This is a genomic window from Microbacterium nymphoidis (assembly GCF_021044885.1).
GTDB lineage: Bacteria > Actinomycetota > Actinomycetes > Actinomycetales > Microbacteriaceae > Microbacterium > Microbacterium nymphoidis.
In genome coordinates this window covers 119,440-133,864 of the sequence record NZ_JAJNOD010000008.1, presented here as the reverse complement: position 1 = coordinate 133,864, position 14,425 = coordinate 119,440, and the positions used below count along the sequence as shown (strand labels likewise).

8 protein-coding genes are annotated in these 14,425 nt (G+C 69.7%); 2 read left to right on the top strand and 6 right to left on the bottom strand.

What is annotated here, in order from left to right; translation table 11 throughout:
* Positions 1-734: 734 nt before the first annotated feature.
* The 6 genes from LQ566_RS17110 to LQ566_RS17085 form a co-directional block, all read right to left on the bottom strand.
* Positions 735-1,376 (bottom strand): hypothetical protein, encoded by a 642-nt coding sequence (locus tag LQ566_RS17110; protein ID WP_231092994.1) that lies wholly within the window; start codon positions 1,374-1,376, stop codon positions 735-737.
* A gap of 179 nt (positions 1,377-1,555) precedes the next feature.
* A complete protein-coding gene (locus tag LQ566_RS17105; protein ID WP_231092993.1) occupies positions 1,556-2,077 on the bottom strand; it encodes a DUF6318 family protein in 522 nt (173 codons plus the stop codon).
* 141 nt (positions 2,078-2,218) lie between these two features.
* A complete protein-coding gene (locus LQ566_RS17100) occupies positions 2,219-5,581 on the bottom strand; it encodes an ATP-binding protein (protein ID WP_231092992.1) in 3,363 nt (1,120 codons plus the stop codon).
* Positions 5,578-6,777: a DUF4194 domain-containing protein gene (locus tag LQ566_RS17095; RefSeq protein WP_231092991.1), complete on the bottom strand. Its 1,200-nt coding sequence runs from the start codon at positions 6,775-6,777 to the stop codon at positions 5,578-5,580. The genes LQ566_RS17100 and LQ566_RS17095 overlap by 4 nt, the downstream gene beginning before the upstream one ends.
* Positions 6,774-8,246: a DUF3375 domain-containing protein gene (locus LQ566_RS17090; protein ID WP_231092990.1), complete on the bottom strand. Its 1,473-nt coding sequence runs from the start codon at positions 8,244-8,246 to the stop codon at positions 6,774-6,776. The genes LQ566_RS17095 and LQ566_RS17090 overlap by 4 nt, the downstream gene beginning before the upstream one ends.
* Before the next feature lie 205 nt (positions 8,247-8,451).
* The gene (locus tag LQ566_RS17085; protein ID WP_231092989.1) at positions 8,452-10,422 is read right to left on the bottom strand and encodes an ABC1 kinase family protein; all 1,971 of its coding nucleotides are present in this window, start codon (positions 10,420-10,422) and stop codon (positions 8,452-8,454) included.
* Positions 10,423-10,855: 433 nt separating this feature from the next.
* Here LQ566_RS17085 and LQ566_RS17080 point away from each other — a divergent pair, with 433 nt between their 5' ends.
* Positions 10,856-11,551 (top strand): DUF998 domain-containing protein, encoded by a 696-nt coding sequence (locus LQ566_RS17080; protein WP_231092988.1) that lies wholly within the window; start codon positions 10,856-10,858, stop codon positions 11,549-11,551.
* A 174-nt stretch (positions 11,552-11,725) separates the two neighbouring features.
* The gene (gene hrpB / locus LQ566_RS17075) at positions 11,726-14,353 is read left to right on the top strand and encodes an ATP-dependent helicase HrpB (RefSeq protein WP_231092987.1); all 2,628 of its coding nucleotides are present in this window, start codon (positions 11,726-11,728) and stop codon (positions 14,351-14,353) included.
* Positions 14,354-14,425 lie beyond the last annotated feature (72 nt).

The window sequence follows — 14,425 nt, the reverse complement described above, 5'->3', positions numbered from 1 at the left end:
CCCCCCCCCCCCCCCCCCCCCCCCCCCCCCCCCCCCCCCCCCCCCCCCCCCCCCCCCCCCCCCCCCCCCCCCCCCCCCTCACCGGTGCCGTCGCCGACCCTGACCATGAGGTGAGCGGACACAGGGTGTGCCGCGTGGGTCGGGCCGCCGGGCCTTCGTTGTGCTGCCGGGCTTTCGGTGTGTGCTTGCCGGTGGCCTACGTTCGCTGGTGGGATCAGGCGTCGGCGGCTTCACCGTCGCCATTGCCGACTCTGACCGTGGGGCGAGCGGACACGGGGGTGTGCCTCGTGAGTCGGGTTGCCGGTGCTTCACCGTCTGGTGAGCCGCGTTCGGAGGGGTGCACTGTCTTCGTTGTGCTGCCGAGCTTTCAGTGTGCGCTGCCGGCGACCTACGTTTGCTGGTGCAACCAGGTTTGGGCGCTTTCGCTGGGCAACTTCGCGGTGTGGCCCGGCCGCTGTCTCATGTTCATGGTGTTGCGGCGTGCCCGGCGACCTTCATCGAGTGGTGATCTGTGGTCAAGCCCAGGGCAGGTCGAGTGGTCTCAGAATGTGCTGTGCCGGGGACACCGCCAAGCAGATTCTGCAACCACCTTCGTGAGTGCTCTCAGGCTCTGTTCCTCGGCTGCGCTCCGGCAGCACTAATTGAGACCGGTATGACGGAAAGGAGGAAATGACGTGGTCCGCCACCGGGCGACGACGGCCCGGCGACCGGTGGCGAGAGCTGACGACGGTATGTCAGCAGCCGGGTGCGGGGGTGGTGGTGCAGGTGGTGCGTACGGGGGCGGTGTGTGCGGCGAGGATGCGTATGGTCGGTCCGGGGGTGGTGATGGTGATGGTGCCGCGGACCGGGCGGGGGATGCCGTCGGGGAAGGTGACGGTGGCGGTGTAGGAAGTGGTCACGGTGGTGGGGTACTGGCCGCGTGCCGCGTAGGTGTGGGAGACGGTGGCGGGGTTGTCTGCAGTGTGGGTGGGCGCGGTGTTGTCGCCGTGGTCGAGGCTGTAGCCGGTGGGAGTGAATGTGACGGTGACGGGGTGGGTGAGGAGGGTGCCGGTGAGGGAGTGTGTCGTGGTTGTGAGGGTGATGGGAAGGGGTGTGTTGGTGAGGGCCATGGCTTCATTGGGTGCGGTGGCTGTGGGCTCTTGCGGGGTGAAGCTGATGAGGTCGGTGTTGTAGATGGTGTCGGGGTAGCTGGGTTGTGTGGGCGTGGGTGTGGGTTCGGTGGGTGCGGGTGTGGTGCAGCCGAGTGGGGTGAGGTTGTCCCAGCAGAGATCTCCAGGTCCGGGCGGTGCTGGTACGGGGTTCGGAGTGGTGTCATCACCCCCACTGTCACCGTCGTCGGAGCCCGTGCCCTCACCTGGCTCCGAACTGGTCGGCATCTCGTCTGATGGGCCAGGGACCGGCTCCCAGCCTCCGCCCGCGATGTCAACGCCACCACCGTCGTTCGTGATGTCGCAGTTGGCGAGATAGCCGCAGCTCTCCGACTCACTCGCAGTTGAAGCAAGGCTGATTGTCTGTCCCAACACGGCGCTGACGAGGATGAACGCGGCTGTGCTCCTCAGCACGGTGTGGATCCTTCTCGTCGAACCAGATCGGAAACGCGCCACTGCCCGTCCGGATCGTGAACAACGACAGCGGTGCGCTCGCGCACTGGCGAACTAGACGTACGAACCTGCTCTGTTCCCGAGGCGTCGAAGAAGCGGAGATTCGAGACATCCACACAAACAAACAAGCTGACCTGCTGATCTCGGTGATCCGGGCTGATGCCTACGACGGAAAACTGAACAGCGCCTTCCGTTCGCCAGCCGGCCTCGAACAACTCCGAGTAGGTGCGCCGATCCGCTTGGTTTTGATTGCCGGTGCTCAGGGAGTAGAACGCTTCGAGCGATGAAGCATCCGTCCAATCGATGTGGTTGCTCGCATCCGTGTAGTTCGAGAGTGCCGCGACCGCCGCCTCCACGTCGGCGTCGGACGCGGGGGCTGGGGTGGCGGGGTGGTAGGTCGGAGTGGCTGCGGGACGTGTCGGTGCGGTGGGTGATTCCGCCGTGCACCCCGTGAGCGCCGCGAGGCTCACCAGCATCGCGACACCGACTGCGGCGGGGGACGCCGTGGGACCGAACCGGGGGCGGGGTCGTGTCAGCATCCCCCGAAGCTAGACGCAACGGCGGAGGCCGCGACGAGCCTGTCCACAGCTCGGGTACGGGGGAGGAACGGCCGGCCCCTACACCGCGACGCGGCGGAACGGAGTGACGTAGGACTTCATCTCGGCGGACTTGGTGACCGACCACATCACGTCGACGTGGGGCTCGAGACCGGTGACCTTGTCGAGCGGGGCGGCGATGATGAGCTGGAACCCGAGGTCGCGCCACGCAGTGACGGCACGGCCGGCGAATTCGGAGTCCGACTTCACGAATCCCTCGTCGAGGATGACGGTGGCGAAGCGGGGTTTTGCCCGTCGTTCGTCACCGAGCTGGTAACGCAGCGCCGATCCGACGATGAAGGCCACCAGCTCCTGGGTCTCTCCGCCGGATTTGCCGGCGATGTCGGTGTACGTCGACACGACACGGCCATCGGAGGACACGCGTGACGCGGAGATCTCGATGTGCTGGCGCACGTCGAGGAGGCGGTCACGCTCCAGCGTGGATCCGTTGACACCCACGTCGATCTGCGTCATGAAGTCGCGCAGCTCGACGAACCGGCTCTCCGCCTCGGCATCGCTCCATTCCAGGGAGGCGGAGCTCAGCCGATCCAGCTGGCGACGGAAGCGCAGGAGGTACTCCGGCGTGGAGTGACGCACTTCGATGCGCAGACGATCCTGACCTCCGGCACCGAAGGGCGTGCCGCGGAGGATGTCGTTGATCGGATCGAGGCGCTCGTCGATCGCGTCGAGCGCACGCTGGTACTGGTCGCTCAGCAGCTTCAGGTCATCGCCCGACCACTTCTGGAAGCTGCGGCGGAACGCCTCCAGACGCTGCGGCAGACCGTTGCGCACGATCTCGTCGAGAATCGCCTCGTACTCGTCGAACGCCTCGATGCCGGAGCCGCGATTCAAGTCGGGCCAGCGGGAGTCGAACATCTCGAAACTGCGGATCAGGGCCTGCTCGGCGCGGGCCGCGGCCTGTTCCGCAGCGGCCAGATCGGTGGAGACCGCCTCGCGGACGAGCGCGATCACCCGTGGCAGGTCGGCACGGGTGAAGTCGCCGCCCAAGCGCACGGATTCCGCCGCCAGCGAGGCACGGTCCGCCTCGTCCAGCGTCGCCGACTCGCGCCGTTCGATGGCATCGAGCAGGGTCGCCACGTCGTCTTTGCGATCGACCACGCGTCCCCATTCGGCATCGAGCTCGATCGCCGCCTTGCCGGCGATCACCGACACCGCCCGCTGATCCTCGCGTTCCGTCACGAGCTCCGCGCGTCGTGCCTGCAACTGCTGCAATGCGTCGGAGTCGGTCGTCAGCGCCTCGTACTGTTCCCGCAGGCCTGCCACCTGCTCCGCCGCCGTGGCAGCGTCGATGTCGTCCCAGGCGGTGGACAGCACGATGCCGAAGGCGGCCGAACGGCGGTTGTGCGCGTCCAGGCGCTCATCGCACTCCTGCAGCTGCGCGGCCAGTGCGGTACGTTCGCCGTCGAGCGCGACGGCCTCCTCGGCGATCTCGGACATCCGCATCTCGCCGGAGAATCCCAGGACGTCGCGCTGGCGCAGTGCACGGCCGTGCGCGCCGCGGGAGCCCCGCCGGGTCTGGCCGTTGATCGTGACCGTCGGCTCATCGGCCTCGAGGTCCGCTGCGTCCTGCACGCACAGGTGATCGATCGCATCGCTGGCGACGTGCTCGGCCAGCCACCCGGTGAACGGCCCGTCCTGGAACACCAGACGACCGGAGATGTAGCGGGTGTCGGCGGGGCGGCGGAAGGGGACGTCGACGGGGACGGCCTGGTTCTGCAGGCGCAGCCCGAGTTCCCCGGCCTGACCTGCCACGAAGGTATCCATCACGCGACGGATCTGGGGCGCGCGACGTTCGTCGATCAGCATGGTGAGACCGACGCCGCGCAGCGTGTCCTCGGCGGCACGACGCCACTCGGCGAACTCGGGGGCGATGTCCATCAGCTCGGCGGCGAACGGAAGATCGCGCGGGTCCACCCCGGCGGCTGCGGCGATCCGGCGGCGGGCTTCGTCGTGCTCCACGGGCACTCGGCCTGCGCGCGCTCCGAGCGACGCGCGCTCCTCCTTCAGCGCCTGCAGCCGCGCATCGACCCGGCCCCGGGCGGCGACCACGCGATCGCGCTCGGCCTGCAGCGCCATGAACGCGTCGGAGGACGACCCGGCGTGCGCCTGCGCGACCGCGCGCAGCTCGGCGAAGGAATCGGCATCGAGCGCGTCGATGGCCAGAGCCTGCACCTTGTCGAGGAACTCGGATCTCTTGAGCTGCTTGCGCGCGAGCTCGGCGCGAGCCTGCTCCAGCTGCGATTCCAGTACCTGCATCGCGTTGCCGCCGTTGTCACGGATCTCCTGATCGATGACTTCGAGCTGTGCGTTGAGGGCGGAGATCCGCGCATCCGCAGCGGCCTTCTCGGCCTGTGCGCGCTCCTTCTCGATACGGGTGCGGCTCTCATCACGATCCAGCAGATCGCGCTCGGTCAGCAGGCTCCAGAGCCCGAACGCCGATTCGTGCGCGTTGACGCCGAGCCGGTCCAGCCGCTCCGTGCGCGCCAGCGCGTCGCGTCGTTCGTTGTACAGATCGCGGATGGGGGAGAGCACCCGCTGCTTCTCCTCCGCGATGCGGATGTCCTCGTAGGTCTGGTTCAGCGCCCGGAACTGCTCGAGGGCCCGATCCGCTGCGCCGAACGTGGCCGGACGCTCCAGCACCAGTTCTTTGAACAGGCGGTCCACCGTGCGCACCTGGTGGCCGGCCTGCACGCGTGCGAGGAGGCGAAGCGCGTTGTCTCCGCTGTCCACTCCGCCGATGCCGAGCCGCGTGGTCACGTACTCGAGGAACTTGCCCGGGGTCTCGTGCGTCTCGATGCTCGGCAGCGTCTCGCGCATGCGGCGCACGTCGAAGCGGGTCTCGGCATACCGGTCGAGCTCGGACAGGTCGACGTCTGCGGCGACGGTGAACATCCGCATGCGGACGTCGGCCGCGTTCGTCGCTCCGGCCGGGGCGATGAAGGTGCGCATCACCGTGAGCACGCGATCCGAGTCGTCGGTGAAGGTGGCCGCGATCGCGCCCCAGATGGGGGCGTCGCCGCCGCGGAGCACCGTGTCGGTGATCTCGTCGCCCTGCCGCGTGGAGTCGATCTTCCCGCGCAGATAGCTGAGCACGTTGCGCTGGGTGGCGCTTCGCGCGCGGCCCGTCGTGGCGTCGTTCGATGCGCCGTTGAAGGGCACGTTCGTCGGCATCATCAGGGCGAGGTATGCGTCGAGGATGGTGCTCTTGCCGGTGCCGGAGCCGCCGGAGATGAGAGTGGCGTCGTGGCCGAAGTCGATGCTGTGATGCCCGTGGAAGCCGCCCCAGTTCACCAGCTGCATCGTGGTGAGACGCCACTGTGCGGTGGCGTCGTCGAAACCCTCGAAGAGTGCGGGGATGCTCACTCGGCCTCCTCCTCGGTGTACGTTTCAGCTTCGGGCTCGGCGTCCCTGCCGGTGCCAGGGCCGGTGTCTGCGCTGGTGCTGGTGCCCGTGCTGGTGCTGGCGTCTGCGCCGGTGCTGGCGTCTGCGCTGGTGCTGGTGTCTGCGCTGGTGCTGGTGTCGCCTGCAGCAAAGCCGCGATGGTCGTTGTCGTGGGCGGCGCCCGGCCGGTTCTCTTCGCGGAACCAGGCCAGCAGCGCCGGCAGTTTCTGCGCCGGGAGCACGGACTCGATCACGGCCGTGATGAGGTACCGGTCCGGATCCGTCGTGCGGGCCAGGGCGCCGAGTCTCACCGCGGATTCGATCGCCTTCTGTGCGCGATTGCGGTCTCCGGCTTTGTCTCCGGCATCCTGGGGTCGGTACAGCGCGATCTGCTCGAGCAGTTCCTCGGCGCTCACCGACACGTGCTCCACGCCGTTCGCGCGCTCGGTGAGCTGGCGCTGACGCAGATGCAGCAGCAGCACCGTCTCCTCGCGCGTGTAAGTGGCCTCATGCAGCAGCGGCGGGACCGGCGAATCGGTCTCGGAGCGAATCTGGAACTTGAAGGCCACCCCGTTCGGATCGATGCGGAGGTCCAGAAAGAGGTCGTTGAGGCGCGACCGGATGAGCGCCTCGTCCTCACGCAGCACGGCCCAGGCTTCGGGATCGGCGGTCGCGGTGATCGTGGGCTTCTTCAGGATGCGCACCAGAGCTCGCCGCTGGGCGAGGGTGAGCATGCCGGAGTCGCCGTCCCAGAGCGCGGAGCGACCGGACAGGGCGGCGTCCTCCAGCGAGTCCGTTCCCTCGAAGGCAGCGGTATCAGCACTATCGCCGACGGTGCGATTGGCGTTGGCGTTGGCGTCGCCGTCGTAGGTTGCGGCGTCGTCGCGGATGTCGTCGTTGTGCGGGCTCGCATTGTCGGAGGCCGCGTCGATGGCTGGCGCCTCGTGAGCTGCGGTGTCGACGGTCTCGCGTTCGCGGGGTGCCTCATCGGCCGGTGCGTCTTCGTCCGTCCACATGTCGTCGCGGATGTCGTCGTCGCGCGGGTTCGCATCGCCGGAGACCGCGTCGATGGCCGGCTCCTCGTGAGCTGCGGCGTCGTCGGTCTCGCGTTCGCGGGGTGCCTCATCGGCCGGTGCGTCTTCGTCCGTCCACATGTCCACGCGGGTGTCGTCGCTCATGCGTCCTCCTCTGCGTGCAGGGTCTCCGCGTCCGCCGTGATGCGGGGGATCGCGAAGGTCTGGGGTGTTCCGTCGGGACGGTGCGTGCGCACGGTCTCGGTGTCTTCGTCGCGGTTGAGGTCGGCCGTCATCTGCATCAGCCCGAACAGCTCCACCGGCCGGCTGAGCTCAGCGGGCAGCGTGTTGAACGCCTCGGCGATGGTGGCAGCCCCCTCGGCGAGTCCCGCGGTCAGCGCAGCGCGCACCTCCGCGGTGAGGGGACCGCCCTGGAGCCGGACATCGGCGAGGTCGGGGCCTTCGGGGATCTCACCGGAAGCGGGGTCAAGCCGCGCGACGGGACGATCGTTCGCGGGGGAGTGGAAGTTCTCCTTGACGTGATCGACGTCGATGCGCCCGGGCTGCTCCCACAGCGCGGGAACCGTGTCGCGCACGCGGGCGGTGTCCATCCACACTGAGAGCTCGTCGTGAAGGGCCGCCAGCAGGCGGGTCACCTCGCGGTCCTGGGCCGAATCGTGACTGGTGATGTGCTCGCCCAGCACGCGGTGCAGCCGTGTGCGCGTGTGCTGGACATCCCGTAGCCCGCGCCGCAGCACGTCGGTGGAGCGGCGGAACATTCGCGCGTCCTCGGCGCGGATCTCTCCGGCGAAGGGGTGGTCGAGGATGGTGGCGAGGTCGTCCTGGAACGCACGCAGCAGCTCACGATCGTTGAGGATCGCGAGGGCTCCCTCGAAGGCTCGCCCTTCCTCGGTCTCCTGCGAGAGCTGCGCGCTTCGGCTGAGGTACTCCTCCAGCACCTCGCCCTTCGGGCGGTCCTCGGCGCGGAACTGCTTGATCAGGTCGCGCCGCATGGCGTCCAGGGACTCCTCGACGCGCCGGAAATCGCGAGGCAGCTGACTGAGCAGGTCACGCATGTTGAGGTAGCCCTCGAGCATGCGGCCATCTCCGGCGCGATGCAGTTCGCCCCCGGCCTGGAGACGGTTGCGTTCAGCGGTGAGGGCGGCGATCTCCTTGTCGAGGGCGGTGATGCGGGCGTCACGATCGGGATTGGCTTCACCGGCGAGGCGGCGCACTCCGTCGACGATCATCGTCAGTCGCGATTCGCTGAGCAACGCGCGATCAGCCGTCAGACTCTCCACGACGCGCTGCGCTCCCAGTGCGGCGGACGTCAGCTCGTACGCCTCGTCGTTGTCATCGTCGTGAACCCGGTTGATCCAGCGTGCGTTCATCCAGGCGGTGCACAGCGAGCGGCCGTCGCCCTGCGGAACGTCGTAGCCTCCTTCGCGTGCTTCGGCGAGGAAAGCGTCCACCCGCACGTGCACGCGGTCGGCCTTCACCGACTTCGCCGACTGATCGAAGACCTCGCGAAAGACCGTGAGGACGAAGGGAGCGCGCTTCGTGCGCAAGAGCCGGAGGGTGGGACTGTGCGTCGCCGCCGAGATGCGCGCGAGTTCAGCGGTGACGTCGCTCATCGCTGCTTCCCCTCGGCCGAAACCGCGCGGCACCGGGTGCACCGCACGGCCTTCCAGGATACCGCGGGCGGGTGGGCGCCCCCGCGTTGTTCCGCGGCCGTCGGGAAGTCGTCTCGCTGCTCAGAACCCGCGGGCAGCGCGCTTGCGCTCCGCGAGGGAGGCGTCGCCCCACGCAGGGAGTGACGGCCCTGGTCGTCTATCCCGTTCAGGAACCGGGGCGACGGCGGAAGAGACGCACGAGGAGGCGGAAGGCCAGAGCGGTGCCGGCCGTTCCGACAACGGCGCCGACGAGGGGGAGCAGGCCGATTCCGGGTCCGATCTGCGGTCCGTCAGCCACGGTGAACAGGCCGGCGCCGACCCCGATGAGCACGGCGGCCAGGACGCCGGACACAGCATCCGTGACCAGCGCGCTCGCGAAGCGACGGTCATCCGCGTCGGCGAACGCGCGGGTGCGCACCACGAGACGGCCGCTCGCGAGGTCGTCGGATACGCGTTCGATGCGCTCGGGAAGCCGGCGGGCGATCGAGAGCGCAAGCGCCGCTTCGATGGCGGCGTGCTGCGCGAGCTGAATCGGCTCCAGGGAACGGTGGATGAGGGTGGGGAGGATGCCGCGCATCGCGGCGATCTCGTCGAAGCCGGGAACGAGCGCGCGCAGGGTGCCCTGCAGAGATGCGAGCGTTCGGAATGCGCCGGCCACGTCACCCGGCACCGCGATCCCGTGGCGGGAGAGGAACCGAACCAGGTCCGCGACGAGCGCGGTGAAGTCGGGGGAGCCCGCCAGATGCAGGGTCATGAGCCGGCCGAGCTCTCGTCGCATCGCGTCAGTCGAGCCGCGCTGCCGGCGGTCACCGAGATCGAATGCGAGCGTGAGGGCCGTCGCTGCGGCGAGATCGTCGCCGGTGAGCAGGGCCAGCAGCAGGAGCGAGAGCTGCCGGCGCGTTTCGGGGTCGATGACGCCGATGGCGCCGAAATCGAGCATGCCGATCCGGCCGTCCTCTCGGAGCAGCAGGTTGCCCGGATGCAGGTCGGCATGGAACACCCCGTCCACGAAGATGCTCGTCGCCACGCGCGAAAGCAGGGCATCGGCGAGTTCCGCACGTCTCTCAGCGGTCAGCGTGGCAGCGGCATCCGCGAGCTTGACGCCGTGGAACCGCTCCATCACCAGAACGTTCTCGCGGGTGAGGTCGGTGATGACCTCGGGCGCGGTGATCAGCGGGTCACCGACGAGCCCCGCGCTGCAGGCGCGCGCGTTGCGGGCTTCCGAACGGTAGTCGAGCTCGCCGAGGAGCGAGCGGCCGAGGCCCTCTGCCAGCGCGACAGCGCCGAGGTCGCGCGCCCACCCGAATCGCTGCTCGGCGCTGACCGCGAAGCGGCGCAGGATCGAGGTGTCCACGCTCACCTGCTGCACGGCGCCGGGGCGGCGGACCTTGACCACCACCTCCGTGCCGTCCGGCATCCGTCCGGCGTGCACCTGGGCCAGCGATGCGGCCGCGAACGGCGTACGGTCCAGTTCGGCCAGCAGCGCGTCCGGCGACCGGCCCCAGGCTCGTGTCAGCTCGGCCTCGACGATGTCGGCCGGGAGCGCGGGGGCGTCGGACTGCAGCGTGGTGAGACTCGCGGCAAGCGCCGGAGACACCAGCTCCGGCCGCGTGGAGAGCACTTGCCCGATCTTCACGAAAGTCGGCCCCGCATCGCTCAGCGTGCGCGTGATGGCGGCTGCGAACTCGGGGGAGTCCGGGCCGCCGCGCGCTGAACGCCAGAGCCGGCTGGCCGCGGTGACCCGCAGCAACGACACATAGCGAACCGAGCGACGCGCACCGCCCGCGAGGGAGCGGGCGATGTCTGCGAACGTGCCGTAGCGCCCCGTGGGCAGCACCGCTTCGCCCATCACCAGGACGCCCAGGGCGGCGACGCCTACTCCCAGGATCACCAGGAGCATGATGAACAGCCACCACAGCACGGACTGCGTGCTGGGTGTCGTGCCCGCCGTGATGCCGAGCTGCACCGCCACCGGCCCCGCGATCTCCGCGACCACGACCATCGCGATCAGTGCCAGGACGAAGCTGCGCCATCGCGCGGGCTGGCCGTCCAGAGCGCGTCGCAGGAGCGCGCCGATGACCGCTGCGATCGCGATGCTCACGACGATCGCGATGAGGTTGCCGAACAGATACTGCATGGAATCCGCCTCGCTGTGGTCGCTTCAGGATCGCACGTCGGCAGCTGGGTGTGGACGGAATGTGGGTGTCTGGGGGAGTATCCGCCTCGCTGTGGTGGCGTCGGGATCGCGCGTTGGCAGCTGGGTGTGGACGGAATGCGGGTGTGGGGGATTATCCGCCTGGCTGTGGCGTCGGGTCGTATGTCGGCAGCTGGCGTGGACGGAATGTGTGGGGGAGTGTCCGCCTCGCTGTGGTGGCGTCGCGATCGTATGTCGGCAGCTGGGTGTGGACGGAATGCGGGTGTCTGGGGGAGTATCCGCCTGGCTGTGGTGGCGTCGGGATCGCATGTCGGCAGCTGGGCGCGAACCGAATGCGGCTATGGGCGAGAACCTGCTGCACACGGATGTGACCGTGATCGGAGCCAGCGGCGCGCAGGCAGGAGAGAATGAATGTATGCGCGTACATGACTCTCGGGAACTCCCCGCTCCGTCCCCGGCCGTCCCGCCGCTTCTGCGCGCGGCCGGCATATTGTGGGTGCTTGCGCCCCTCTGGTACCTGTTGTGCGAGGCCGTCGCGGCAGCCGCCTTCCCCGGGTACGACTACGCGCGCTTCTACATCAGCGACCTCGGGGTCCCCGAGCACGCCGAATTCCAGGGCAGGATGCTGGAGTCCTCGCTTCCCGCGGTGATGAACGCGGGATTCATCGGCACCGGTCTGTTCTTCCTGCTGGGCGCGATCCTCGTCATCTCGTGGCTCGGGCTCCGCGGTCCGGGCATAGCGTTCCTCATCCTCGCCGCCGTGCACACCGCGGGCATCGTCTTCGTCGGCCTCGTCCCCGGCTCGCCCACGAATGCCCGGCTCGGTTGGATCACGATCCACGCGCTGGGGGCGGTGGCGGCGATCGGCGCGGGTAACGCGGCCGCCATCGTCTCCCGTTGGGCCCTCGCGCCTGCGGGGTTGTCGCGGCGCACGCTGTGGGTGGGACCGGTCCTCGGCTTCGCCGGCTTCGTCAGTGCCGTGCTCCTCTCGCTGCACGCCGGGCTTCCGGACGGGGTGTGGGAGCGCGGTGCGGTGTATGCGTTCCTCCTCTGGCAGCTGCTGGCGGGTCTCATGCTCCTGCGGGCAGCGTCGTCCCCAGCCCCTCGGTGAGCCGGGACGACCTCGGAGTTCTCGCCGTCCGAGAGTGCGGATGCTCTCGTCACAGGTTTTCAGCTGAGCCGAGCCGGCGCCGTCGCGCTCGTCGTGCCAGGGGCGGACGATCTCGTCCCGGCCCCGCCAGCGCAGTGCGGCGCCGGCCTGGTCGCCATGTACGAGGATGAAGGGATGCGGGCGTTCGACATCTCCACGATCGGTGCGGGCCTCGCGTTCGCCGATGCTGTGTCTGACGTGTCCGCCGCCCTCGACGGTTCGCGAACGGTGGTGGTCTCGGCCGCGCCGGGAACCGGCAAGACCACGCTCGTCCCGCCGCTCGTGGCGAACCGTGTGGCCGGACGCGTCATCGTGACGCAGCCGCGTCGGGTGGCCGCACGATCCGCGGCCCGACGGCTGGCCTCCCTGGACGGGAGCGGGCTGGGTGACCGCGTCGGCTTCAGCGTTCGCGGGCAGCACCAGGTCGGCGCCGCGACGCGGATCGAGATGGTGACGCCGGGGCTGCTGCTGCGGCGGCTGCTCGCTGACCCTGAGCTGGACGGCGTGGACGCCGTCGTCCTCGATGAAGTTCATGAGCGGGCCCTTGACACAGATCTGCTGATCGGTCTGCTCGGAGAGGTGCGTGAGCTCCGCGACGATCTTGTCCTCGTCGCGATGTCCGCGACCCTCGACGCGGACCGCTTCGCCGCGCTTCTGGGCGGCGACCATCCCGCACCGGTGGTCTCTCATACCGCAGTGGCGTACCCGTTGGAGGAGCGCTGGGCGCCGGCGCGACACGATCGACTCGATCAGCGTGGTGTCACCCCGGACTTCCTCGATCATGTGGCGGCCACCGTCGTCGCCGAACACGCCCGCGTGCTCGCGCGCGATCCGTCGGCCGATGCACTGGTGTTCGCACCCGGGGCGCGCGAGGTGGGTGTGATCGCTCGCGGAGCCGCGGCGCTCGCCCCGGGAACCGAGGTGCTTCAGCTTCATGCGCAGGTGAGTGCCTCCGAACAGGATCGGGTGGTGGCAGGGCGTGTGGCGGGCGAGCGTCCGCGCATCATCGTGGCGACCTCGATCGCGGAGTCATCGCTCACGGTCCCGGGCGTGAGCGTGGTGGTGGACACCTGTCTCTCGCGTGTCCCCCGGCGCGATGCCGCCCGTGGGATGACCGGATTGGTCACCGTTCCCACCTCGCGGGCGGCCGCGGTGCAGCGCGCCGGCCGTGCCGCACGTCTCGGCCCGGGCACGGTGATTCGTTGCGTGGACGAGCGCACATACGCGGCGGCGCCCGCCTTCCCCACGCCGGAGATCCTGACCAGCGATCTCACCGAAGCGTGCCTGCTGCTGGCGTGCTGGGGATCACCCGGTGGTCGCGGACTGCGGCTTCCCGACGCGCTGCCCGGTGACGCCGCTGCGGATGCGCAGCGCACACTGGAGTCGCTCGGCGCGGTCGCAGCGGATGGGCGAGCAACCGACCGTGGCGAGCGTCTTGCACGCGTTCCCGCCGACCCCCGGCTCGCGCGAGCGCTCTTCGATGGCGCCGAGCTCGTCGGCGCCCCGGTCGCAGCCGACGTCATCGCTCTGGTCGCCGGGGAGATCCGCACGGACGACGCCGATCTGTCGGCCGCGCTGCGGGCGCTCCGGGACGGACGACACCCGCGGACACGGGAGTGGCAACGGGAGAGACGGCGCTTCCTCGGGCTCACGGGCGACGGGCGCGGTCAGGACGGGAACGGACGGCTCGCGCATCCGGCCGAGGCTGACAAGAACAGCGGCCCGGTGCCGGCGGGCAGGTTGCTGTCGCCCTCTCTTGATGTGGCAGTCGGCGCCGTCGTGGCTCTCGCCTATCCCGAGCGCATCGCCCGGCGCGTCGGCGATGCGGACGGCGGTGCGGTGTTTCAGCTCGCCTCGGGAACGCGAGCCGGGCTGACGGGTTCCCTGACCGCCGAGCCCTGGCTGGCGGTCGCCGAAGTCGGCCGCGCGCAGGGACGGGCCGCAGCGGGGACGGGAGCCGTCATCCGCTCAGCCGCCGCGATCGACGAGGAGATCGCCCTGCTCGCGGGTGCCTCGATGCTCACCGATCGCACGGAGGCCGGCTTCGCGGACGGGCGGATCGTCGTGCGGCGCGAGAAACGACTCGGTGACCTCGTCCTGTCGAGCACCCCGCAGAAGGCGCGTGCAGACGATGACACGCGTGCCGCCGTGCTGCGGGCGCTGGAGCGGGACGGACTGGCGGCGCTGGCCTGGTCGGAGGCCGCGATCTCATTCCGGAGACGGCTGGCTCTGCTGCGCCGCGAGCTCGGCTCGCCGTGGCCCGATGTGTCGGACGGAGCCCTGGCGAGTGCGGCTCGCGACTGGCTCGAGCCGGAGATCACCGCTCTTGCCGCCGGGACCCCCGCGTCGCGCGTCGATCTGTTTCCGGCCCTGCGGCGTCTGCTGCCGTGGCCGGAGGCGGCCCGGCTCGACGAACTGGTGCCCGAACGCATCGGGGTCCCGTCGGGCTCGACCGTGCGCCTGGCGTATCCGGCCCCGGATGACGCTGCCGGACAGCCGGTCGCCTCCGTCAAGCTGCAGGAGATGTTCGGCCTGGTGGACACGCCGCGCGTGGTCCAGGGGCGGGTGCCGGTGCTGTTTCATCTGCTGTCGCCCGCCGGGAGGCCCCTGGCCGTGACCGCGGATCTGGCCTCGTTCTGGGCAGGGCCCTACGCACAGGTCCGTGCGGAGATGCGGGGGCGGTATCCGAAGCATCCGTGGCCGGAGGATCCGCATACGCACGTCGCGACTGCGCGTACGAAGAGGCGTCTCGCGGGCGGCTGATGGCGTGTGCTGGCGGGGGACGGTGTCCGAAGCATCCGCGGCCGGAGGATCCGCATACGCACGTCGTGACTG